This window comes from Streptomyces sp. NPDC034086 (assembly GCF_055575515.1).
This window is the reverse complement of sequence record NZ_JBVISM010000012.1, coordinates 1-22,295: the sequence shown is the minus strand read 5'-3', so window position 1 is coordinate 22,295 and position 22,295 is coordinate 1. Positions and strand designations below refer to the sequence as shown.

The window sequence follows — 22,295 nt, the reverse complement described above, 5'->3', positions numbered from 1 at the left end:
GGGACAGAAAGCCACGGGGGCGGGGGGAGGGCCAACCCCCCCCCCCGCTCCGGGGCCGCTGGGTCAGCTGCCGGCCGAGAGGTTGCCGGACAGGACCGGGATGTTCTCCGCGATGTGCGAGAGGGAGTCGTCGCCCTTGGCCTGCGTGGAGTTCTCGGCGCACTGCTGGTTCTGCGGGTTGGACAGGACGTTGATGTCCTGGACGCCGACGTTGACCAGGGCGAGCACCGACTGGACGTTGACCTTCGCCGGCAGGCCGATGCAGAGCTTGTTCAGCGAGCCCTGGACCGCGGAGAGCTGCGGGCTCAGCCGGCCGGAGGTCTCCTGGTTGCCGTAGATCTGCGCGGAGTTGTTGCCGTTGACCGTGTTGACCCCGTTGTCGTTGCCGATCGCCATCGCCGGGGAGGCTGCGAGGGCGCCCGCCCCGATGACGGAGGCGGTGACCGCGGCGGTGGCCATGAACTTCTTGAGCATCGTGTGGATCCTTCTGTCGCATGTGCTGTCCCCGGCGGAACGACCTGATCAACTCCCGCCGGGCCGACGGGTTATCACCCGTCACCCGTGCGGCCCAAAGGATCCACGGGGCCGCCTGGTCAGCCGGCCGCCTGCCTGCCGGCCGGCCCGGCGGTCAGCCGGTCTTGCGGCGGACCTTCTTGTTCTTGCCGCCCGGCCCACTGCTGGAGCCCTGCACCTTCGCCCGGCTCTGGTGCGCCTGCTGGGACTGGGCGTTCGCGGCGTTGCGGTCGAGGGCCTCGCGGAACTTGCGCTTGGCCTCCTCGGCGGGGGACTCCTCCTGCGGGGCGTCGTTGCCGGGGGTGTCCGGTGTGTCGGCCATCTGCCTGCCTCCTGAAGTGATCGGGTCGCCAGTGTGTCAGCCGGGCGGCCTGCGGACCATCAGGGGGTGTCAGGCCGGTGCCGGCGGTACCCCGGTGCCGCCACCGGCCCGGATCGCGCGCAGCGCGGCCGTGTGGAGCGCGTGGGGGTCACCGTGGGCCACCGGACTGCCGGAGAGCGTGTACCACTCGTCCGCGTCCGTGTACTGGACCTCGAGGCGGACCCGCCCGTCCGGTCCGCCGGTGGTGCGCAGGGTGAGCGGACCAGTGATGACCCCGACCTCGTCGGTCATGGCGCCGCCGGGGCCCGCGAGGACGTCGTCCTGCCACTGCCGGGGCGCGGTCATGAGGCGCAGGTGTCGATCATGGTGGTGAGCACGGCCCTCTCGGCTTCGGTGACGGTGAGACCGTAATGGGACTTGACGATGGTCCAGGCCCGCCCGTACTGGCACCAGCTCGACCTGTCCGGCGGCTGCCACAGGTCGGGACTCTGGTCGCCCTTGGAGCGGTTGGACGAGGCCGAGACCGCCAGCAGCTGCGGCCGCGCCAGGTCGTTGGCGAAGGCCTTGCGCTTCGCGGCGTCCCAGCCGGAGGCGCCGGAGCGCCAGGCCTCCGCCAGCGGAACCACGTGGTCGATGTCCAGCTTCGCGGCGTCGTTCACGGTGACGCCGTCGTAGAGGCTCTTCCAGCGGCCCGACACGGCCCGGCACTGCGCGTCCTGCGTGACGTCGGTCCCGTCCCGCTCGAGCACGGTCTCGCGGGTGTCGCACGTGCCTCCCTGCTCGGCCCAGTGGGTGAACCTGTCCCGGCTGTACCCGGCCATCGTGCCGGGCCTGCCCGTGGTCAGGGCGGCGAGCCGGGCCCGTGCGGCGGCCGCGCCGACCATGCCCGGCAGTACGTCCCCGGGGGCCGGCTTGGCGTCGCCGTCGGAGGCCGAGGGCGCGGGGGCCGGCTCGGACGGGGAGGCCGGGACCGGCGCCGGTGCGGAGGGGCTGAGGCTCGCCGCCGGCTTCCCGTCCCCGGAACTCGCCTGCCCGCCGCACCCGCTCGCACCGAGCAGCAACGCCACGGCCACCGCCGCCCGGCCGGCGCCCCTCTGACGACCCATGAGCCCACCCCACCCCGACGACACCGCGCGAAACCGACCCGGGGAGCCTACCCAAAAGCGGACAAGCGTCCACGCACCGGTTCCCCGCCGCCTCGTGGCACCGGCTATTGACGGTGCGTCGACAGGGGGGGCGACGGCGGCTCCCGCGCCCGGCGCCCCCGGTCAGGCCCAGGAGGCGGTCACCAGGGAACGGTGGGCCGCCTCGAGGTGGATGGCCGCCGCCAGCCAGGCCCGGGCGTAGCCCTCGGACGAGGCCTCGGTGAGCCGGCCGAAGGCGTCCCGGGGACGCCGGCCGGCCTCGGCCACCAGCGTCGCCACCAGGTCGGCCGCCGTCCCGAAGCCGGCCCGGCGCAGCGGCCCGCCCGCCGCCGGCGGCTCCGGCCCCCGGGCGGTCTCCGCGACCGACCGGCGCCCGCCGGCCACCCCCGTCTCCAGCAGCCGGCGTACCCGCCACAGCGGCGAGTCGGCCAGCGCGTCCGGCCCCGGCTCACCGGCGAGCACCGGCCCCGGGGCCCCGCCGTCCGGGAAGTGGCCGCCCTGGAGCCGGTCGTAGCCCAGATCGGCCCGGTCGCGCCACTCCGGCGGCAGCCGCAGCGTGTACGCCTCCCCGGGCACCGGCCCCACCGCGAGCGGGCTGAGCGTCGCGGCCCGGTCCGGGTCGGGCCGGCCCAGGACGCGTACCGCCAGCCCCGGACACCCGGCCAGACGGCGCAGGTTGGCGGTGTGCGCCAGCTCCGGATGCGGGTGCGCCGGGCGCAGCCGCAGCAGCGGCGCGTCCGCGCGCAGCTCCCGCACCAGCAGGTGCTCCCCGGCCGCGCCGACCACCCGGACGTCGCAGCCCAGCAGGCCCGGCTCGGCGTCCTGCGCCAGCAGCTCCCGTACGGCCTCGGCCGCCGGACGGGCGAAGAGCGACGCCAGCGGCTCCTCGTCCCAGGCCGCCCCGGGCGCCGGCACCGCCCGGACCCCGCGCCCGGCGCCGAGGCGCCCGTCGGCGGAGACCGACGCCCCGGCGATGCGCAGACCCGCGCGCGCCAGCCCCGCGTGGTCGAGGGCTGCTCCGCCCAGGGCCACGGAGGCGGCCCCCGCGCCCCGGGCACGGGCGAGCCCGCCGGGGCGTACGTCCGACAGCGTGTAGCGGGCGCCGTCCGCGCCCAGCAGGTGGGTGACCACACCGCCGTAGCCCGTGGCGGTCAGCACGGGCTCCCGGCACAGGCCGTGGACGCGCAGACTGCCCCCCGCCCCGTAGGCACGCCGGCCGCTCGAGGTCAGGCCGGGGCCGCCCGTCCCGGACGCCAGCAGCGCGGCGGTGCGCAGCAGTTCCGAGAAGGCGGCGGCCAGGTCGCCCAGCCGCTGGGCGGCATGGCGCTCCCGCGCCGCACGCAGTCCCCGTACCACCCGCAGCGCGGCGGCCTCCGCGCGCGGCAGGCCGGCGAGCCGGGCGGTGTGCGCGGCGCGCAGCAGTTCGGCCTGGACCACCGCGCCCGCCGCGCCCGCTCCGGCGGCGAGCGCCTCCGCCGCGACGGCCCACAGCGCGGCGCCGGCCCGCACCTGGGCCTCCGTGGGCCGTTCGTCCACTCCGGCGGCACCCCCCGCGCCGGGTCCGGCCGGGGCTCCGTCCGCCGGGCCGGCCTCCGCGGCTTCGGGGCCCGGGGCGGAGGCTTCCTCCGCGGCCGGTTCCCCAGCCGGCGGACCGGCTAGCGGGGCGGCCCCCAGGACCGCCGCCCGGTGCAGGCAGCGCGGGGCGAGCAGGCAGCCGCAGACGGCCTGGCCGGGCTCCGTGACCGTCCCCGACGGACCGGGCCGCAGGGTGACCACCGCGTCCTCACCGAAGCGGACGGTGACGCTCCCGTCGGCCGCGGCGTCCGCGCCCGCCGCGCAGCCCGCGATCGCGGCGTCCAGCTTCCTGCGCAGCCGGGCGCTCAGGTTCTCCACCGCGTCCGCGACCACCTCGGCGGCGACGGGCGGCAACAGCGGACTGGTCATCGGGGCTCCCCACGGAGTCGGTCGCCCACCCAGCGGGCGAGGGCGAGAGGGCTGAGCGCGGCCACCGGCATCCCGGCCGCGACGAGCTGCCGTGCGACCGGCACCGAGTACCGGGGCGCGCCCGAGTCGTCGAGCGCGGCGCAGCCCAGCAGATGGGCACCGGAAGCGGCCAGCGCGCGCACCTCGGCGAGCAGACCCCCGAGCGGGGCGCCCTCCTCGAAGTCGCTGACCACGACGACCAGGGTGCGGCTCGGCACCGTGATCAGGCTCCGGGCGTGCGCGAGGCCCGCGGCGATGTGCGTACCGCCGCCGACCCGGACCTCCAGCAGCAGGGAGAGGGGGTCCTCGACGCGGCCGCTGAGGTCGACGACCTGGGTGGAGAAGGCCAGGAAGTGGGTGGACAGGGTCGGGACCCCGCCCAGCACCGCGGCCGTCAGCGCCGACCACACCACCGACGCCTCCATCGACCCGGAGACGTCCACCACCAGCACCAGCCGCCAGTCCGCCTCCTTCGACGCCCGCGTGCTGAACACGGGCCGCTCCGGAACCACCACCACCCGGCCGTCGTCCAGGCGCCGGGTGTGCGCCAGGTTGGCCCGCAGGGTGCGCGCCAGGTCGAGCGGGCCGCCGGGACGGCGGGTGGGACGCGGCGAGGCCAGGCCCGTGAGGGCCGGGCGCAGCCGGGTGGCCAGCTCCTTGGACAGCTCGTCGACGAGCCGTCGCACCAGCGGCCGCAGCCGGGCCAGGTGCGCCTCGGACATGCCGCCGGCCAGGGACAGCACCGAGGTCAGCAGCTCCACGGACGGGCGCACCGACGCCGGGTCGAGCTGGGCCAGCACATCGGTGCGGCCCGCCCCGGCCGCGTCGGCCAGCACCTCCTCGCGCACGTCGGCCCCGAAGAGGGACTCCAGCTCCGCCGACCACTCCCGGGCGGTCGGGAAGGACGCCCCGTCCCCGCCGCCGGAGCCGGGGCGGCCCACGTCCGCGGAACCTTCCCCGCGCCCGGCGCCGTACAGCTCGTCCAGCGCGCGGGCATAGGGCCGCGCCCCGGCCGGGAGCCGGTCGCGCTGGCGGCCGAGCAGCAGGCGCCACCGGTCGGCGGGCGCCAGCCGACGCCCGTCCGGCGACGGACCACCGGGCGCGGGCGCGGGCGCGGGCGCGACGGCGCCGGCCACGGCCGCGGCGGCCGGCTCCGCGGCGGTCACGGCGGCCGTGCTCGGCCACGCCCCGGGCAGCGCCAGCTCCTTGACCGCGGCCAGCCCGGCGGCGTCGGCGGCCGCCCACAGGGCCAGCAGCGCGGGCGGCGCGTCCAGCGACAGGTCGACCCGGTCGCCGAGCCGCTCGGTGACGGTGTCCAGCAGCCGCTCCCGGGCGGCCGGGGTCAGCACGTCGAACCCGGCCCGCAGCGCCGGCAGCCGCTCCAGGAACGCCCCGTCGGCCAGCGAGTCCATTCGGTCCAGCAGCGGGGTGAGGGCCGCCGGGGAGGCCCCGAGCAGCGGCCCGGCGGCGGTGAGCAGCCCGGCGAGCCGGCGGGCCAGCGTGCGCCGCCCGTCGGCGGTGGCCGCGCCGTCCACCCAGGCGGCGGCGCGCGAGCCGAGCCCGGCGGCCGGATCCAGGTCGAGCAGGACCCGTACGGCCAGGGCCGCGCCCCGCATCAGGGGGCCTGCGCCGGAGGCCAGTTCGGCGAGGGCCGCGTCCATGCGCAGCCCCAGCCGGCGGGCGGCGGCCCGGTCGGCGAGGGCCACCAGGGCGCCCGCGTCGGCGGGGTCGTCACTGCCGGCGAGGCCGGGCAGGGACCGCAGCGCGGCGTCCAGCAGGTCGCCGGCGAGTTCCTCGGCCGTGGCCCGCGCCCCCTCCGCGGCGCCGGGCAGGTGGCCGCGGCGCAGCCCCTCCAGCAGGTCGACGGCCTCCAGGAGTTCGGGCACGGTGGCGGTGTCCGGCAGTACGGACGCCATCTCCTCCAGCCGTACGCCGACCAGTTCGGGCAGGTCGCAGCGCGCGGCCGCGTCGAGCCCGGCCAGCACCTGGGCGGCCGTCGGGCCGCCTTCGGCCGCCTGGCGGCGCGCGGTGTCCCGCAGTGTCCCGGCGGCCGCCTGGGCGGCGTTCACGCCGCGGACCCCCGCCAGGTCGAGGCGGGCCGGGACCGAGGGGGTCCACGACAGCCGCCACTTGCTCCCCAGGGCGGTGCCGTCGCCCGTGGCGGCGACCTCCACGGGCTCCCCGTAGGAGGCGCCGCAGACCAGCAGCCGCCGCAGCAGCACCTCCCGGCGCCCGTCGAGCTCGGAGCGCAGCGGGTCCAGGCGGACCTCGCGCGGCTCCGGGTCCTCGGGACACGGCAGCCGCAGCGCGGCCAGCTCGGCCTCCACGGAGGGACCGAGCCCCGAGCGCGGGGCGTGCGGGGTGGTCCGGCCGCGGCCGGTGCCGATGAACACGGCCTCCAGGGCGCGCGCCAGCGCCCGTCCCCGGCCCAGGGGTTCGCCCTGCCCGAGCACCGTGGTGACGGCCTCCAGGAGTTCGCCCCGGCCGGGGGCGGGCAGCCCGCGCAGCGCCGCCAGGTCGCAGGCCAGGCGCAGCGTCTCGGCGGCCTCCCCGGTGCCCGCGGTGTGCCCGGCACGGCGCAGCTCCCGGCACAGCCCGGTGACGGCGGCGGCCGCGGCCTCCCGCAGCCGTACGGGGTCCCCGCCCGCTTCGAACACGGCCTGCTGCCACAGCGGGTCCCGGATCCCGGCGGGGTAGCCGGAGCGGGAGTCGAGCAGGTCGTGGGAGTACGCCACGAACGAGGTGACGACGCCGCCGCCGTCGGCGGCGGTGTCCGGACCGGAGACCACCGCCGTCCGCCCGCCCGCACCCGGGACCAGGGCGGAGGCGTGGAAGGCACCGATCACGGCGGCGACCCGGCGGCCGGGGTACCCGGCGAGCACGCCCCGCATGTGGGCCTCCCGCGCCAGGTCCACCGCGGGGACGTCGCCCGCGTCCGTACGCAGCGCCCAGCCGACGCCGAGCGCGGCGCGGCGCACGGCCTCCGCGGAACAGCCCGGAGCCAGGACCTCCACGGCCCGGTCCCACAGGTCGTCGCCCTCGCGGCCGGTGCCCGAGGCGGCGAGCGCCCCGGCGTAGGACCGGAGCCCGGACGGGCCGGGCGCCGACGGCAGGGCCTGCGGCGTCCACGCCCGGTCGGACAGCGGCAGGTCGCAGCAGACGACCTCCACGCCCCGGCCGCGCGCCCAGCGGATCGCCGCCAGCTCGGGGGAGAAGTCCGCGAACGGGTAGAACGCGAGGCGCCCTTCGGCCCCCAGGCCCGCCAGCGCGACCGGCGCGAGGGTCTCCGGGTCGGCCAGGTGCGCCAGCCACGGCTGGAAGTCGGCGGGCAGCTCCACGCAGACCACCTCGGGGTCCGCCGCCTCCAGCAGCGCCGGGACCACCGCGGCCAGCGCGGGACTGTGGTGGCGCACCCCGAGCAGGTACGGCGCGCGGCAGGCGGCCAGTTCCCCGACCGCCGCCCGCGGTTCGGCGGTGAGCGTCAACGCAGGCTCCCGCGCAGGTCCCACAGGCGGCGCCACATCGCGGAGCCGTCCTCGGCCCGGCGGCGCACCGGGCCGTCCCAGTAGCCCAGCAGCCGCCCGTGGTCGGCGGGGTCGTCCTTGCGCACCACGCCCAGCAGGTGCCCCGGCAGCAGGTCCAGCACGTCACCGCCCGGCAGGTACGCGGCCGCGACCCCCAGCGAGGCCGCCACCTGCACGGCCTCGGCGGTGGACATGACGGTACCGGGCCGCTCCACGTCCCAGCCCTCGGCGCTGCGGCCCGAGCGCAGGTCCCGGAAGACGGTGACGAGCGCGTCGAGGACGGAGTCGTCCACCCCGAAGGCCGCTCCGGCGCGTTCCACGGCCGCGACGGCCTGCCGCCGGACGAGGGCGGCCTCGGCGTCGGGGTCGGCGATCGGGCCGACGGTCTCGAAGTTGAAGCGGCGCTTGAGGGCGGCGGACATCTCCGAGACCCCGCGGTCGCGCAGGTTGGCGGTGGCGATGACGGTGAAGCCGGGGGCGGCGGAAACCACCGCGTCCTCGGTGGCGGTCAGTTCCGGCACGCTGACCCGGCGGTCGGACAGGATCGACACCAGCGCGTCCTGCACCTCGGGCAGGCAGCGGGTGATCTCCTCGACCCGCGCCACCCGGCCCGTGCGCATCGCGGAGAGCACGGGGGAGTCCACGAGCGCCTGCGGGGTGGGGCCCTGGGCGAGGAGCAGCGCGTAGTTCCACCCGTAGCGGAAGGCGTCCTCGGTGGTGCCGGCCGTGCCCTGCACGGTGAGTTCGCTGGTGCCGCACACGGCGGCCGACAGCAGCTCGGACAGCATCGACTTGGCGGTGCCCGGCTCACCGGTGAGCAGCAGCCCGCGTTCCCCGGCCAGGGTGACCACGCACCGCTCGACCAGGGCGCGTTCGCCGACGAACTTGGGGGCGATCACCCGCTTCGACGGGAGTCCGGCGCGCCGCTTGGGCAGCGCCAGCTCCTCGCCCTCGCTGCCGCACACGAAGGTGACCACCGCGCGGGGGGTGAGGAGCCAGCCGGGCGGGCGGGGGCCGGTGTCCTGGGCGGCGAGGAAAGCGAGTTCGGCGGCGTGGCGCTCCTCGGCGGGCATGGCCTGCCGGGCGGGCGCGGACGGTTCGGTGACGGTCATCGGTGCGGGTCCTCTGGTTCGGGAAGCGGTCGGGAAAGCAGGCAGACAGGAAGGAAGGAAGGAAGGACGTAGGAGGGCGGAGGAAGACGGAGAGGGAGGAAAGGGCGAAGGGGCGCCGGGCCCGGCGGGGGTGCGGCGGCCGCTGCCGCGCACCCCCGCCGGATCCGGCCCGGCGGCTCCGGTCAGCGCCGCCGGCCGGCCGCGCGCCTCACCTTCAGCTCCTCGAAACGCGGTACGTCGCCCTCGCGGACCCGCCCCCACGCCCGGCGGTACAGCTCCGCGGCCGGCTCGGCGGGCACCAGCACGCCCAGCGCCGGACGACCGGCCGCCGCCACCGCGTACAGGGGCAGCTTCCACGTCTCCACCGGCAGCACCGGCGCCCCCGGCTCCGTCCAGCCGCCGGGCAGGAACAGGGAGCGCCCGGCGCGCGTACGGGTGGCCCGCACCACCAGCTCCGTGGCTCCCAGTTCGGCACGGGCCGCCTTCAGCCGGGCGGGCTTCCAGCCCGTCCAGCGGGCCGTGTTGCGGTCGGTGGGATCGGGCATCGCCAGCAGCGCCAGGTACAGCGCGGCCGCGTCCGCGCCCAGGCCGTACGCTCCGGACACCTCCGCCACCAGCTCCGGCACGCTGCGCGACGGGTCCTGCGGCCACCAGGTGCCGTCCTCGTCGACGGCGCCCGCGACCGGTGCCCCCGGATCGGCGAGCAGCGCGGCGAACGCCGGGTCCTGGACCAGGCGCAGCGCCGTCTCGGCCGCGGACGGCTGCTGGTCGGCGTCGCGCAGCAGCGGCAGGTACGGGTCGGACCCGGTCGAGTCCAGCAGGGCGGGCCGCAGCGCGGGCCGGGGCTGCGTGTCGTGCGTGGCCAGCACCACCGCGCCGTACCGCTCGTACCCCTCGCCGGTCTCGGTGGGGGTGCCCGCCGCCTTGCGGAAGTCGGCCAGCCGGATGTAGTGCCCGACGCCGAGCAGGAGCTCGGGCGAGGCGAGGCGCTGGCGCAGCGCGGTCAGCGCCGGCGGCAGGCAGGCCCGTACCGGATGCCCGGCGGGCAGCCGGTGCGCGAGCCAGGCCGTCAGGGCCGCGGCCCCCGTCAGCACCGCCGAGTCGAAGGGCTGGGCCACCGGGGTGAGGGGCTCCACGTGGTCCCCCTTGACCGTCCAGGCGACGTCCTTGCTCAGCACCTCGGAGGCCGCCGCGTCGAGCAGCGCGGGCAGTGCCCGGTGGGGGGCCCAGCCGCCGCCGCGCACCTCCTTGACGGCCTCGGCGAGCAGCCACTCGGGCACGGGGGTGCGACGGCCCACGCGCTCGTTCCACACCCGCGCGGCGGCCGCCGCGTCCGGGCCCCGCGTCCACAGCTCCGCCGGGTCGGCGGGCAGCAGCGCCGCGACCAGCTCGCGCCGGACGTCCACGCCCAGCTCCTTGAGCTCGTCACGGGCGTTCACGGCGTCGGTGGCCTTCACCTTCAGGGTCTCGCGCAGCCCGGCGGGCAGGAACTGGCGCTCCCACGAGTCCAGGTGCGGCAGGCCCGCGAGGACCAGACCGGCCACGGCGGCGCGGACACCGGTGAGCCTCGCGAACTCCTCGGCGGCCTCCGGGAACCAGGGCGCCGGGCCGCGCCCGGCCGCCTCCTTCAGGAAGGCGGCGGCCCAGCCGGCGCCGCGCCCGCGGTCGCCGACCGGCCCGCCCGCTCCGGCCCCGGTGTAGGGCGCGGGCACGGCGAAGGCCCCGGCCGGGTCGTGCAGCAGCGCGTCGAACTCGCGGCCCCTCGAGTACTCCCGGGTCTGTTCGTCCATGGCGAGTACGGCGCCGCCGCCGAGCGGGACCACCGCGCGGTGCCGGCCGCCCCGGCCCCGCTCGCGGTCGTCGGCACCCAGCAGGTGCGCGGTGTCGATCCGCACCCGCAGGCGCCGCCACCGCCCGGCGGACACCTCGGCCGAGGTGAGGCCCAGGGCGTCGGCTTCACCGAGGACCCGCAACAGCGCCGCCCGCTGCTCCTCGGTGGTGTCACCGGTGACGACCGCGCGGTAGGCGACCGCCGCCGGCGCGTCCAGGAACAGCCCGGCCCAGGGGAAGGAGGAAGGGGCCAGCTTCGGCATGTCCACGTGCAGCCGGCCCGGTACCGCCTCGGCGGCGGTGTCGGCGACGGCCCCGGCCAGCGCGCGCAGGAAGCGGAAGGTGCCGTCGGAGTCCCCGCCGTGGTAGCGGTGGTGCGGAGAACCCGTCAGCCCGTGCAGCGCGCGGTCGAGCAGCCCGTCGGCCGGACCCCGGTCCGCCGGCACCTTCGGGCGTGCGTCCGGGGCCGGCTTCAGCGCGGCCGCGATCCTGTCCAGCGCCTGGCGCTGGGTCAGCGCCGCGCGGACGGTGTCCACGACCCCGCCGAGCAGCGCGGGCGCGGTGACGGCGGGCAGGGCCGCGCTGACCAGCGCGGGCAGCTCCGTACGCTTCTCCGCCCGCGCGGCCGCCGCCAGCAGCTCCCCGGCACGACGCCCGTCCAGCGCGCGCAGCGCCGCCGAGCCCTCGGGATCGCGGGGCCGCAGGCAGTACCAGTAGGCCAACCTGGGCAGTTCGGCGTGGCCGGTCCAGAAGAGGCCGCCGTTGTGGTCGGAGGTGACCCGGCAGGTGACGGCACCCTCGGGGTCGGTCAGGGCCAGGGTCCGCCAGTCCTGGGAGACGGCGCGCGGCCGGTCGTCGCCGGGGAAGGCGACGGCCGCGCGCGGGAGCGGGGCGCCCTCGCGGACGGTGACGGAGCGCCCGGTGTTGTCGGAGCCGTGCCAGCCCTCGCCCCGGACGTACACGACGCGCCAGCCGAGCAGCCCGTCGACGGGCGTGCCCAGGACGGAGCCCTCGACGGCGGGCGTCGGCCGCAGCCAGTTCTGGCCGACGTGGTCGTTGAGGACGCTGCCGCCCGGGTGGCCGTCCAGGGCGTCGGCGAGGAAGCCCGGCAGGGAGCGCCGCCCGAGTGCGCCCGTGGCCGGGTCGTACTCGGCCCAGCCCCAGTCGCCCGGGCGGCCGCCCTGGTCCCACACCCAGTACGAGGTGCCGTCCGTGATGACGGGCCGTTCGGCGGGGATCCTGGTGTCGCCCGCGTGCAGCGGTGCGGCGCCGCCGGTGGTGCGGCCGCCGCCGGGCAGCGCCAGGCTCACGTGCTCCGATCGCACCGACCAGAAGGAGGCGGAGGAGTCCAGGGTGAGCACGTCGTCGGGGGCGCTCAGCCAGTAGCCCTGGACCGGGCCGTCGTAGGGGGCCCAGAAGACGAGCAGGTCGCCGTCGGTGTAGTGGAAGCCGTGGTTGTACCGGTCGCCCGGCGGGGTCCGCAGGTCGTGGGTGAGCAGGGTGGAGTCGGCGTCGATGACCCGGACCTGCGTGGAGTTCGCGACGATGACGTACGGCCAGGCGTCCATCACCGTCAGCCGCGTGCGCCCCTGGCGGGGCGCCAGCTCGGTGACCGCGGCCTCCCAGGCCGGCCAGACCAGTTCCTCGAACAGACCGCCGCGCAGGGTGCGGGCCAGGATCTCGCCCAGGTCGACGGACGCGGCCCGGGACACCTCCTCGGAGGCGAGGGCCAGCGCTTCGGACGGCAGCCAGGTGAGCCGGCGCAGCGCCTCGGGCAGCTCCGGCAGGGCCGCGGCGGAGGACTCCTCGGCGACGCGGCGGACCCACTCGGCGACCAGCGGGGCGCTGCCGGGAGCCCCGGCGAGGTGCCGCAGCGTCCCCCGCCCGGCCGAGACGTGGGTGTTGAAGCGGTCCAGCGTACGGAGGAACGCCGGGCGCATCCGCTCGTCGGCACACAGCGCCCGCAGGTCGCGCCGCTCGGACGAACGGGCCCAGTCGTCGAGGCCCAGCACCTCGTCCGGGCCGGGTCCGGCGACGGTCAGGCCGAGCGAGAGCAGCAGGTCGAGCAGGTTCACGTCCTGGAAGCCCAGGCGCAGGCCCTGTTCCCGCCCCGGCAGGGCCAGTTCGGCGCGCAGCCGGCCGGCGCAGCGGGTGACGAGGGGCAGCAGGGCGGGCAGCGGCGGCGGGGTGCCCCAGCCGGTGTGGCGGGCGGTGTGGAAGCGTTCCAGCCAGCCGGCCGTGCCGTCGGCACAGCGCTCCTCGGCGGATACGTCCTCGCCGGCGAGGCCTGCGGTGGCGCCGGACTCCTCCAGCACCTCCAGCCACAGGGCGGCCAGTTCCCCGGCCTCGCCCCCGCCGGAGGGCATGATGCCGAGGAGGGTCCCCCGTACCGCGGGCACGCGCCGGGCGAGCGCGACGAGCGCCGTGCGGTGGGCCTTCCACCAGCCGGTCGCGGCCCGCAGGGTGGCGGGCAGCGGCAGCAGCTCGGCGAGGTAGTCCTGCTCGGGTTCGCCGCCGGTCAGTCCGGCGGCGCGCGCCAGCCGGCGCAGCTCGACGGAGGCCTGCGCGGACGGCGGGAGACCGCCCGCGGTGCGGCGTACGCACAGACGGCGGAAGCGCTCGAAGGCCTCGGCGGGGGAGACCCGCTGGGCAAGCTCCTTGCCGTAGCCGGTGAGCACCTTCACGGGCAGGGCGCCGGCCAGGGCGAATTCCAGGAAGACGGCGTCGAGCCGGTCCTCGTCGACGGCCAGGCCGTAGCGGGCCTCGCTCGTGCGGGCCCGGCCGAACAGCTGGGCCGCGTAGGTCGTGTTGTCCACGGCGAGGAAGAGGCGCGCGGCCTGCTCGTAGAAGACGGGCAGGAAGTGCGGGACGGCGTCGGCGAGCCGGCCGGCCAGCTCGGTGCAGGCGTCGAGGGCGGCCTTGGGCTTGGTCTTGGCCTGCCGGGCCAGCCGGTCCAGTTCGGGGACCACGGCCAGCGCGTGGTGGCCGTCCTTGGGGTGGTGCACGAGCACCCACTCGGGGAAGCCGAGTGCCCGGCGCCGGCCGAGGCCGACCACCTGCGGCTCGCCGTCCGGTACGAGGCCCAGGAAGCCGGCGGCGAGGTCCTCGGCGGCACCGAGTTCGGCCGCGGCCAGGCGCACCACGCGCCGGTCGTCCCCCAGGGCCGGGTGACGGTAGGTCCGCGCGGTGAGGGGGACGGCCGAGGGGCCCGCCCCGGTGGTCCCGGCGGGCAGGACGGCTCCGGCCGCCAGCAGTCCGGCGCTGTCGCCGGGGGCGTTCCCGGCCGTGCCCGTGGTGTCGGTGGTGCTCACGCTTCGTCCCCGCCCTCTTCGATCCTGCGCCCGGCGTACAGCGCCGCGGCCATCCGCATGCCCTCGGACCAGGCCACCGGTCCGACCTCGGCCAGGCGCACCGCCCGGCCCTCCTCGTCGTGCCAGTTCAGCGCCCCGGTGGCCGACTCGTCGTCCCAGTAGGGTTCGCCGATCCACACGGCCGCCTCCACGGCCCGGCCGGAGTCGCGCACCTTGCAGGTGGCGTAGCCGCCGGAGACCCGGTAGCCGAGGTTCGTGGCGCGGGCGGCGAGGCTGAACCGGCTGGGGAAGACCCCGCCCGCGTAGTCGCGCACCTCGGTCGCGGCCGGGTCCGGGTCCGCGGGCTTCTCCCAGGTCGCCCGGTGTATCTGCTCGACCCGCTGCGTGATGTCCAGCTCGGCCGCGAACTCCCGTACGTCGTCCAGGTCGGGCAGCAGCACCGGGTGCGGCAGGGTCACCGTGCGCGGGGAGAGGCGTACGGTCTCGCCGTCGAGGTTGACGACCTTCAGCTCGCCGGCGGGTGTGGCGTCGCGCAGGAAGCCCACCTCGTCGGGGTCGCTGTCGGGGACGACCGCCAGGTCGCGCAGCGCGGCCTGCCAGGCCTCGTCGGGCCAGACCCGGGCGAGGAGTTCGGTCGGCACCGGCAGGGAGGACACCATCCAGGTGTCCACCTGGGCAGCGCAGGCCGCCTCGTGCCGGTCCAGCCACTCGGCGAGCCGGCGCAGCCGGTCCACCTCGGGGTGGTCGCGCAGCGCCTTCGGCAGCGCCTTCAACTGCCGTCCCCCGGGCCGCCGTACCGCGACCCGCCCCTCCACGAGGGAGACCTCGTACCCCTCGTCCAACGCCAGCCAGCCCATCAGCGCGCGCCCCTCCACCTGTCCGAAAATGGTCTTGCGCAGCCCGGATCACGGCGCGGGCGCCTGTTGAGCTGCGGTATGCGGGGAGAGTAGCGAGCGCCACTGACAACGCGGAGGGGAGGGGTTGATCAGCGGGGGTCCCGGACGCGCCGCTGCCCCCGGTCCGTGCGGACCGGGGGCAGCGGGAGGGGGCGTGACGCCGGGTCAGGCCGCGTCGGCGGTGTCCGGGACCTGCGACGGGGCGGGGCTCGGGGCGGCCGCCCGCACCACGCGCGGGCCGTGGCCGGAGCGCAGCCCGATCCAGCTGATCAGCGCGACCAGGGCGAAGGCGGCGGCCCCGATCCAGAAGGTGAGGGTGAATCCGGACTCGGCCGGAAGCGGCGGGACGCCCTGGGGCAGGTGCTCGACGGTCTTCGACGCCAGGATGGTGGTGACGATGGCGCTGCCGATCGCGCTGCCGGTGGAGCGGGAGATGGAGTTGATGCCGTTGGCGATGCCGCTCTGGTGGTGCGGGACGCTGGACATGATCACGGCGGGCATGGCGGCGTAGCCGAAGCTGACGGCCGCGCCGACGACGAGGCCCGCGCCGATCACCGAGAACGCGTGGTCGTGGTCGAGCGCCAGCCAGCCGAATCCGGCGGCGCCGAGCGCGGCGGCCACGGCGAGCGCGAGGCGGGGGCCGCGGTGGCGCACCAGCTGGCCGCCGACGGGGGAGGCCAGCAGCGAGACGATCGCGCCGGGCAGCAGGAACTGGACGGAGGCGCGCAGGATGGACGCGTCGAAACCGTAGCCGGTGAGGGTCTGCGGCATCTGGACGAGGTAGGAGACGCCCAGGAAGTTCGCGAACATGCCGAAGCCGACGAGGATGCCGGCCAGGTTGGCCATCAGCACCGGGCGGTGGACGAACATCCTCATGTCGACGAGGGGCTCGGCGACCTTGCGCTCGACCAGGACCCAGACGGCGGTCATCACGGCCGCCCCGGCGAAGCCGCCCAGGGTGCGGGCGGAGGACCAGCCCCACTCGTGGCCCTGGGAGATGGCCAGCAGGAGCAGCAGCAGGGCGACACCGAGGGTCAGCGCGCCGAGGAAGTCGGTGCGTCCGCCCGTCTTGTGCCGGGTGGCCGGGACCAGGAACACCACGGCCAGCAGGGCCAGGGCGGCGAACCCGGTCGCCATCCAGAAGGCGTTGCGGTAGTCGGCGCCGTCACCGGAGGTCAGCAGGCCGGTGGCGACCAGTGCCAGGCCGCTGCCGAACGCGAGGGTGCCGCTGACCAGCGCCATGGCGCCCGGCAGCTTCTGCGGCCGGACCTCCTCGCGCAGGACGGACAGGGCCAGCGGGAAGATGGCCGTGGCGGCGCCCTGGAGCACCCGGCCGAGGATCAGCAGGGGCAGGGAGGTCGCCAGGGCGGCCACCACGGAGCCGGCCACCATCACGCCGAGGACGGCCACCAGGGTGGGCTTCTTGCCGTGCTGGTCGCCGAAGCGGCCCAGCAGCGGGGTGAAGACGGCGGCGGAGAGCAGGGTGGCCGTGGTCACCCAGCTGACGCCGGCGGTGGACGTGCCGAGGTCGTTGCGGATCAGGCCCAGGATCGGTACGGGCAGGGTCTGCATCATCGACACGACCATGGCGGCGAGGCTCAGGGCGAAGACGATGACCGTCTCGTTCCTGTTCCCCGCTTCGGCGGGGGCGGATGCGGCGGGGCTCATGAGGGGAGGGACCTTCTTAAGTGCTTCAGGACGCAGATGTTTTATGTCATCAAGTACTTGGACGAAGGTAGCCAGCAATAGTTAAGGTGGTCAAGTAAAAGGTTGCTAATGTCAACTATCCCGGCGCGCGTCTGGCCGTCAGCCCCGGGGGGCGTCAGTCCCGAGGGGCCGGGCCGGTGGCGTCGGCGGACTCCGCGGCGGCGTCCAGGGCGGCCGTCAGGCGGCCCAGGCGCTGCTGGAGGTCGCGGATCTCGGCGAGCTCGAACCCGGTCGCCCGTGCGATCCGGCGCGGCACCTCCACGGCCCGCGCGCGCAGGGCCGTGCCCTGCTCGGTCAGGACCGCGTGCACGGAGCGCTCGTCCTCGGCGCTGCGCTCGCGGCGGATCAGGCCCGCCGCCTCCAGGCGCTTGAGCAGGGGCGAGAGCGTGCCCGAATCGAGCCGCAGGTGCTGTCCGAGCTGCTTGACCGGCATCGTGCCGTGCTCCCAGAGCACCAGCATCACCAGGTACTGGGGATAGGTCAGGCCCAGGTCCTTGAGGACGACCCGGTAGAGCCCCCCGAAGGCGCGGTTCGCGGCGCCCAGGGCGAAGCAGATCTGTCCGTCGAGGCGAAGGAAGTCCTGGTCGCGAAGGAGGTCGCGGGGGGTGTCGGCGGGCTGCTCGGTCATGGTCCCAGTGTACCGGAGGTGACTTGCGAGCCATTTAGTTGTGCACAACTGAATTGTGTGCTCTAGTGGTGGCCGAGGGTCGCCACCGGCCGCCCCGCCCCTGCGAAAGGACCTCCCGATGGACGCGCTGTACACCGCCGTCGCCACCGCCAACGGCCGCGAGGGCCGCGCCGTCAGCTCCGACGGCCAGATCGACCTCCCGCTCGCCATGCCTCCGGCGCTCGGCGGCAACGGTCAGGGCACCAACCCGGAGCAGCTCTTCGCCGCCGGTTACGCCGCCTGCTTCGCCAGTGCCCTCGGCCTGGTCGGCCGGCAGGCGAAGGTCGACACCGGCGACGTGTCCGTCACCGCGGAGGCCTCCATCGGTCAGGACGCCGGCGGCTTCGGCCTCGCGGTCACCCTGCGCGTCGAGCTCCCCGCCCACCTGGAGGGCGAGACCGGCACCCTGCTGGTCAAGCAGGCCCACGAGGTCTGCCCCTACTCCAAGGCCACCCGGGGCAACATCCCCGTCGAGCTCGTCATCGAGTAATCCGAGCGGCCGGGCAGCCGGGCGGCCGGGCAGCCGGGCAGCCGGGCAGACCGAGCAGCCGGGCGGCCGCGGCGGCCGTGGCGGGCCCGGCGGGCCGCACGGCCGGGCTCCCCGTCAGGCGGTGCGCCGCGCGGCCACCACCGCGCAGGTCGCCGCCAGCGGCAGCTCCGCGGCCAGCGCCAGCAGCAGCGCCGTGCCCTGCCCGGGCGTACCCGCCGAGGTGACGACGTCCAGCCAGGCGTCCGCCACCAGCAGCGCGGCCGTCGCCGCCGCCACCGGGGCGACCCGGGGGTCCCCCCTGCGCAGCAGCGCCCCCGTCCCGGTCAGCCCGGCGGCCAGCAGCGCGTCGAAGCCGATCCAGGCGGTGGACCAGTGGGAGACCTCCGCCGTCCGCGGCAGGGTTCCCGCCAGCACCACCATCCACGGCAGCAGCGCCACCCCGGCCCCGGTGAACACCACCGCGAGGAGCGGGGCGCGCCCGTGCGCTCCCCCCGGGCGGCGGCGTACCTGGAACCGGGGTGCGGCGAGGGCCATGGCTGGGGATCTCCTTCCGGGCCGGCGGTCCGTCCGCCGGGCACACCACAACCCTGTCGGCCCGCGCGGAGAAGATCAGTAGCCCCACGGTCCCGGCCGGGGGTGGTGCCGGCACCACCCCCGGCCGGATGCCCGGGTGGTGTCAGCTCCTTGATCGATGCGATTAGCGTACGGACATGGCAACTCGCGGCGCGCTGAGGCGTACGTACACCTGGATCGCCTCGCACACCCCCTGGTCGGCGTGGGCCTGGCGCAACACGGCCTTCAGCACGGCCTCGATCCCGCCCGCCCTGCCCCTCGGCACCGGCGTCGCCCTCCTCGTGGCGGGCCCCGGCCACAGCGTGCTCCCGCTGCTCCTCGTCCTCGCGCTCCGCCCGCTGCTGACACTGCTCCAGCGCAGCCGGTTCCGGTCCCTGCTCGGCCTGGACGTGCCGCCCGTCGTACGCGCGCACCGCTGGACGACCGGACGCGGACTGGCCGAGCGGCTGCGTTCCGAGTCGACCTGGCGCCAGTACGGTTACCACCTCCTGGTCAGCCCGCTCGCCGCCGCCGGAGCCGTCGTACTCGTCCTGACCTGGGCCGGCGGCGCCGCCGCGGCCTCCGTCCACGCCTGGTACTGGCTGCTCCCCACCGACGGCGCGCTCGCCGCCCCCGGCTGGACGGACGAGTACGACGTGATCACCGTCCTCGGGGGGCTGGCCCTGCTCGCCGCCCCCTGGATGGCGGCGGCCCTGACCCGGCTCGACGCCACCGCGGCGGCCGCCCTGCTCGGCCCCAACCGGGCCCGGGAACTCGAGCGCCGCGTCGAGGACCTCGCCGAGAGCCGGGCCGGCGTGCTGGACGCCGCCGACCTCGAACGCCGCCGCATCGAAAGGGACCTGCACGACGGTGCCCAGCAGCGGCTGGTCTCCCTCGCCATGAACCTCGGGATCGCCCGCGCCACCCTCACCGACCTGCCGCCCGAGGCCAGGGCCGTCATCGACGAGGCTCACCGCGAGGCCAAGGAAGCCATCGAGGAACTGAGCAGCCTCGTACGGGGCCTGCACCCCGCCGTACTCGAGGACCGGGGCCTGGACGCCGCGCTCTCCGGGATCGCCGCCCGCGCCCCGCTGCCCGTCGAGCTCACCGTCGACCTCGCCGAACGGCCGGGGCCCACCGTCGAGGCCGTCGCCTACTTCGTCGTCTCCGAAGCCCTCGCCAACGTGGTCAAACACGCCCGCGCCCGGCGGTGTTCCGTCCACGTCACCCGGGTCGCGGGCGGGCCCCGGGGCGACCTGCTGCGCGTGGTCGTCACCGACGACGGCACCGGCGGCGCCGACCCGGCCGGGGGCACCGGACTGACCGGCCTGCGCAAGCGCGTAGGGTCGGTCGACGGAACGATTCTGATCAACAGCCCCGCCGGGGGCCCGACCGTCATCACCGTGGAGCTGCCGTGCGGGCTGTGATCGCCGAGGACTCCGTCCTGCTGCGCATAGGTCTTGTCAAAGTACTGGAAATGGCCGGATTCGAAGTGGCCGCCGAAGCCGGCGACGCCGAAGGACTGCTGGCGGCCGTCGAGGAACACCGGCCCGACCTCGCGCTGGTGGACGTCCGCATGCCGCCCGGTTTCACCGACGAGGGAGTCCGCGCCGCCCTCATGATCCGCGGCCAGTACCCGGGGACGGCGGTGCTGCTGCTCTCCCAGTACGTCGAGGAGCGCTACGCCGCCGACCTGCTGGCCTCCCAGAACGGTGCGGGCATCGGCTACCTGCTCAAGCAGCGCGTCGCCGACGTCGAGGAGTTCATCGACGCGCTGCGCCGCGTCGCGGCCGGCGGCACCGCCCTCGACCCGCAGGTCGTCGCCCAGCTCCTGCTGCGCCGGCGCGGCCCCGACCCGCTCGGGAGGCTCACCCCGCGCGAGCGCGAGGTACTGGCCCTCATGGCCGAAGGCCGCTCCAACGCGGCGATCGCCGCCGGACTCGTCGTCAGCGAGAGCGCGGTGGCCAAGCACATCAACAACATCTTCGCCAAGCTCGACCTCCCTCCGGCGGCCGAGGCCCACCGTCGGGTCCTCGCCGTACTGCGCTTCCTGGACGGCACTCCGTGACCCCCTTCGCCACCGGCCGCGGACAGCGGCGCGCCTGGTACACCGCCTCCGGCCTCAGCGCCGTCCTGGTGCTGGCCGCGGCCGCCTGGCAGGTACGCGCGGACGCCGGCGTGCACGGCCGCACCGTGGCCTGGGACAGCGGCGGCCGGGCGGTCACCGCCCTGGAGGTCGTGGCGGGCGCGTCCGAGGTGGCCGTGACCCCGCGCGGGGACGAGGGGATCGGCTACCGCGCCGAGCTCACCTGGTCGTCGCGGGAGCCCGTCGTCGAGGAGAGCTGGCTCGGCGGCACCCTGCGGCTGACCCCGCGCTGCCCGGCCGGTTCCGCCACCGCCGTCACCGGAGCCGGCTGCTCCGTGCGGCTCGCGGTGACCGTGCCCGCCGGGATCCCCGTGAAGCTGTCCGCGGGTTCGGGCCGGATCAGCGTCAGCGGCCTGGCCGGGACGGTCGAAGCCGAGGCCGGATCCGGCACGCTGCACCTGGCCGACCTGCGCGGCCCGCTGCGTGCGAGGGTCGGCTCCGGCACCCTGCGGGCCACCGGCCTCACCGTCCCGCAGGCCGACATCCGGGCGGGATCCGGCCGGGCCGACGCCCGGTTCGCGGCCCCGCCGGACCAGGTCACCGCGCGCGCCGGAGCCGGCCGCCTGGAACTCGTCCTGCCCACCGACACCCGCTACCGCGTCACCAGCCGGGCGGGCGCGGGCCGTTGCGAGGTGGAGGACGCCCTCGACGACCCCTCCGCCGCCCGCACCCTGGACATCGCCGCCGACGCGGGCCACGCCAGCGCGGTCCGCCGCCCGGCCACGCCGTGAGCCGGGCGGCCGACCGACCGGCTTCGATCGGGCGATCCATCGGCGCCGCGACGAAGCGGAGCGAATGAACAACCGACCCAAGGCCTCTCGAGCCGCGGCAACCCGCTGCGACAAGAGAGCCTGCGTGTGCCACGGCACGGTCACCGTCGCCGCGATCCGACTGCGGCTCCGCTCGTAGCCGTGACTCACCGCATCACCGGACGGTTCGCGGATGCGTACTCGTCCGCGACCGTGAAGACGCTGGCACAGCGCGGGCATTCCGCTCCGCCGAACAGGTGGGTGATTCCGTTGGCCAGTGCCTCCTGCCCGTCGCGGACCGTGATCCCATACATCCATCGGCCGGTTCCCGTGAGTTCCTCGGAGGCCGCCGGCCGCAGGTCCCGTCGGATCTCCTCACCCCCGTCCCATACCTGCGAGTAGCATCCGAAGCCGCCGATGACGATCGTCACGGCCGCGCCGCAGTGGGGACAGCTCACGCCCAGGATGTCGTCCGTGAAGCCCTCCAGCGCGTTCGCCCAGTGGTACTCCTCTTCGACCGCGAGCAGGGCACGGAAGCACACCAGGTAGTCAGCCGGCCGCGACCGCAGGTGCCCGTCCAGCACCTCACGGAACTCCTCGGTCGCATCGGCGCAGTCAGCCAGCAGGCCGTCGCAGCCGTGCCGCCCTGCCGCGCGCCCAAGGATCTTCCCGGCCAGGCCACGCGCCTCCGCGCTGCGGGGCGCGAGACGAACCAGGCGCGGGAAGGCGGCGAAACTGGCCGGAGACAGCAGATCGTGCTCCAGGACGAGCCGCCAACCCAGCTCCTTCCACGCTTCGGGGTCGTCCTCGCGCTCCACCCGCTCCAAGAGCTCAGGAACGCGATCGACCTCGAACCGGCAGTCGCGCATCTGTGTCCAGTCCACCACCTGGGCATTGAACCCTCCCAAGGCCGCCGGCGGCGACTCGGCTTCCGCACGTGTGTCGTGGTGGCAGCTCCTGGAGACCCATCGGCCAGGTCCTCATACCGCAACGGTACTTTCCGGTGTCGAACCCGCGGGCCCGCAGGACCGTGCCGGCGATTTCGAGTCCGACCCCGACGCGGACCGTGCCGGGAATGCCGGAGGCGACGCTGTCACCCGCGGCGAGCTGGAGGAACGGCCCGGCCACCGCGACCACGAGACCTGCCGCCAGCAGAGCGCGTGGCCCGACGCGAGGCAGCAGCCGGGCGGAGACCGCCAGGGCGCCGACGAGGAACGAGGCGGATGGGCGGGTGGACAGGCATCGTCGCAGTACTAGGCCGTCTCTTTCGGATCTTGCCGGTTAAGCCCGCGTCGTCCGGTGCCGTGCATCGCAAGGCGGAGAGGCTCCCGATTACTGGACGTCCTCG

The 22,295-nt window shown here is 76.2% G+C and carries 17 protein-coding genes; 4 read left to right on the top strand and 13 right to left on the bottom strand.

All coding sequences use genetic code 11. The features are described 5' to 3' along the window. Positions 1 to 63 precede the first annotated feature (63 nt). The 11 genes from ACZ514_RS24200 to ACZ514_RS24150 form a co-directional block, all read right to left on the bottom strand. A complete protein-coding gene (locus ACZ514_RS24200; RefSeq protein ID WP_468167938.1) occupies positions 64 to 474 on the bottom strand; it encodes a rodlin in 411 nt (136 codons plus the stop codon). 154 nt (positions 475 to 628) lie between these two features. Further along, on the bottom strand, positions 629 to 835 hold the full coding sequence (locus ACZ514_RS24195; RefSeq protein WP_468167941.1) for a DUF5302 domain-containing protein: 207 nt from the start codon (positions 833 to 835) through the stop codon (positions 629 to 631). A 69-nt stretch (positions 836 to 904) separates the two neighbouring features. Then, positions 905 to 1,180, bottom strand: a complete 276-nt coding sequence (locus ACZ514_RS24190; RefSeq protein ID WP_468167943.1) for a hypothetical protein — start codon at positions 1,178 to 1,180, stop codon at positions 905 to 907. Further along, positions 1,177 to 1,941: an HNH endonuclease family protein gene (locus tag ACZ514_RS24185; protein ID WP_469125632.1), complete on the bottom strand. Its 765-nt coding sequence runs from the start codon at positions 1,939 to 1,941 to the stop codon at positions 1,177 to 1,179. The genes ACZ514_RS24190 and ACZ514_RS24185 overlap by 4 nt, the downstream gene beginning before the upstream one ends. A gap of 162 nt (positions 1,942 to 2,103) precedes the next feature. Continuing rightward, positions 2,104 to 3,924, bottom strand: coding sequence for a hypothetical protein (locus ACZ514_RS24180; protein ID WP_469125631.1), 1,821 nt, complete (start codon positions 3,922 to 3,924; stop codon positions 2,104 to 2,106). Beyond that, positions 3,921 to 7,448: a DUF5682 family protein gene (locus ACZ514_RS24175; protein WP_469125630.1), complete on the bottom strand. Its 3,528-nt coding sequence runs from the start codon at positions 7,446 to 7,448 to the stop codon at positions 3,921 to 3,923. The genes ACZ514_RS24180 and ACZ514_RS24175 overlap by 4 nt, the downstream gene beginning before the upstream one ends. Further along, a complete protein-coding gene (locus tag ACZ514_RS24170) occupies positions 7,445 to 8,599 on the bottom strand; it encodes an ATP-binding protein (RefSeq protein WP_468167955.1) in 1,155 nt (384 codons plus the stop codon). Before ACZ514_RS24170 ends, ACZ514_RS24175 begins: the two co-directional genes overlap by 4 nt. Before the next feature lie 182 nt (positions 8,600 to 8,781). After that, positions 8,782 to 13,740 (bottom strand): serine/threonine-protein kinase, encoded by a 4,959-nt coding sequence (locus ACZ514_RS24165; protein WP_469125629.1) that lies wholly within the window; start codon positions 13,738 to 13,740, stop codon positions 8,782 to 8,784. Continuing rightward, positions 13,737 to 14,597, bottom strand: coding sequence for a DUF4132 domain-containing protein (locus tag ACZ514_RS24160; protein WP_468696884.1), 861 nt, complete (start codon positions 14,595 to 14,597; stop codon positions 13,737 to 13,739). The genes ACZ514_RS24165 and ACZ514_RS24160 overlap by 4 nt, the downstream gene beginning before the upstream one ends. Before the next feature lie 204 nt (positions 14,598 to 14,801). After that, positions 14,802 to 16,304, bottom strand: a complete 1,503-nt coding sequence (locus tag ACZ514_RS24155) for an MFS transporter (RefSeq protein ID WP_469125628.1) — start codon at positions 16,302 to 16,304, stop codon at positions 14,802 to 14,804. A gap of 154 nt (positions 16,305 to 16,458) precedes the next feature. Next, positions 16,459 to 16,971 carry a MarR family winged helix-turn-helix transcriptional regulator gene (locus ACZ514_RS24150; RefSeq protein ID WP_469125627.1) on the bottom strand — a complete coding sequence of 171 codons (513 nt, stop codon included), beginning with the start codon at positions 16,969 to 16,971 and terminating at the stop codon, positions 16,459 to 16,461. 118 nt (positions 16,972 to 17,089) lie between these two features. On the opposite strand from ACZ514_RS24150, the gene ACZ514_RS24145 reads away from it, so the two are divergent. Beyond that, a complete protein-coding gene (locus ACZ514_RS24145) occupies positions 17,090 to 17,500 on the top strand; it encodes an organic hydroperoxide resistance protein (RefSeq protein WP_007262362.1) in 411 nt (136 codons plus the stop codon). A 114-nt stretch (positions 17,501 to 17,614) separates the two neighbouring features. On the opposite strand, the gene ACZ514_RS24140 is transcribed toward ACZ514_RS24145, so the two are convergent. Next, positions 17,615 to 18,034, bottom strand: a complete 420-nt coding sequence (locus ACZ514_RS24140) for a hypothetical protein (RefSeq protein ID WP_469125626.1) — start codon at positions 18,032 to 18,034, stop codon at positions 17,615 to 17,617. 176 nt (positions 18,035 to 18,210) lie between these two features. On the opposite strand from ACZ514_RS24140, the gene ACZ514_RS24135 reads away from it, so the two are divergent. From ACZ514_RS24135 to ACZ514_RS24125, 3 genes are read left to right on the top strand one after another with little or no spacing between them, the layout of a single operon-like run. After that, positions 18,211 to 19,479 carry a sensor histidine kinase gene (locus ACZ514_RS24135; protein ID WP_468167970.1) on the top strand — a complete coding sequence of 423 codons (1,269 nt, stop codon included), beginning with the start codon at positions 18,211 to 18,213 and terminating at the stop codon, positions 19,477 to 19,479. Further along, positions 19,467 to 20,120 (top strand): response regulator transcription factor, encoded by a 654-nt coding sequence (locus ACZ514_RS24130; RefSeq protein ID WP_468167973.1) that lies wholly within the window; start codon positions 19,467 to 19,469, stop codon positions 20,118 to 20,120. Before ACZ514_RS24135 ends, ACZ514_RS24130 begins: the two co-directional genes overlap by 13 nt. Further along, complete coding sequence (locus tag ACZ514_RS24125; protein WP_468167976.1) at positions 20,117 to 20,929, top strand: DUF4097 family beta strand repeat-containing protein; 813 nt, start codon at positions 20,117 to 20,119, stop codon at positions 20,927 to 20,929. Before ACZ514_RS24130 ends, ACZ514_RS24125 begins: the two co-directional genes overlap by 4 nt. A gap of 185 nt (positions 20,930 to 21,114) precedes the next feature. Here the strand turns inward: ACZ514_RS24125 and ACZ514_RS24120 are convergent, their stop codons facing one another. Continuing rightward, entirely contained in the window at positions 21,115 to 21,834 is a 720-nt protein-coding gene (locus ACZ514_RS24120) for a hypothetical protein (RefSeq protein ID WP_468167979.1), read from the bottom strand. Positions 21,835 to 22,295 lie beyond the last annotated feature (461 nt).

Coding starts and splice junctions, on each gene's coding strand:
- ACZ514_RS24155 (WP_469125628.1), bottom strand. CDS start 16,304: ATGAGCCCCGCCGCATCCGCCCCCGCCGAAGCGGGGAACAGGAACGAG.
- ACZ514_RS24150 (WP_469125627.1), bottom strand. CDS start 16,971: ATGACCGAGCAGCCCGCCGACACCCCCCGCGACCTCCTTCGCGACCAG.
- ACZ514_RS24195 (WP_468167941.1), bottom strand. CDS start 835: ATGGCCGACACACCGGACACCCCCGGCAACGACGCCCCGCAGGAGGAG.
- ACZ514_RS24190 (WP_468167943.1), bottom strand. CDS start 1,180: ATGACCGCGCCCCGGCAGTGGCAGGACGACGTCCTCGCGGGCCCCGGC.
- ACZ514_RS24140 (WP_469125626.1), bottom strand. CDS start 18,034: ATGGCCCTCGCCGCACCCCGGTTCCAGGTACGCCGCCGCCCGGGGGGA.
- ACZ514_RS24200 (WP_468167938.1), bottom strand. CDS start 474: ATGCTCAAGAAGTTCATGGCCACCGCCGCGGTCACCGCCTCCGTCATC.
- ACZ514_RS24185 (WP_469125632.1), bottom strand. CDS start 1,941: ATGGGTCGTCAGAGGGGCGCCGGCCGGGCGGCGGTGGCCGTGGCGTTG.
- ACZ514_RS24170 (WP_468167955.1), bottom strand. CDS start 8,599: ATGACCGTCACCGAACCGTCCGCGCCCGCCCGGCAGGCCATGCCCGCC.
- ACZ514_RS24160 (WP_468696884.1), bottom strand. CDS start 14,597: ATGGGCTGGCTGGCGTTGGACGAGGGGTACGAGGTCTCCCTCGTGGAG.
- ACZ514_RS24180 (WP_469125631.1), bottom strand. CDS start 3,924: ATGACCAGTCCGCTGTTGCCGCCCGTCGCCGCCGAGGTGGTCGCGGAC.
- ACZ514_RS24145 (WP_007262362.1), top strand. CDS start 17,090: ATGGACGCGCTGTACACCGCCGTCGCCACCGCCAACGGCCGCGAGGGC.
- ACZ514_RS24135 (WP_468167970.1), top strand. CDS start 18,211: ATGGCAACTCGCGGCGCGCTGAGGCGTACGTACACCTGGATCGCCTCG.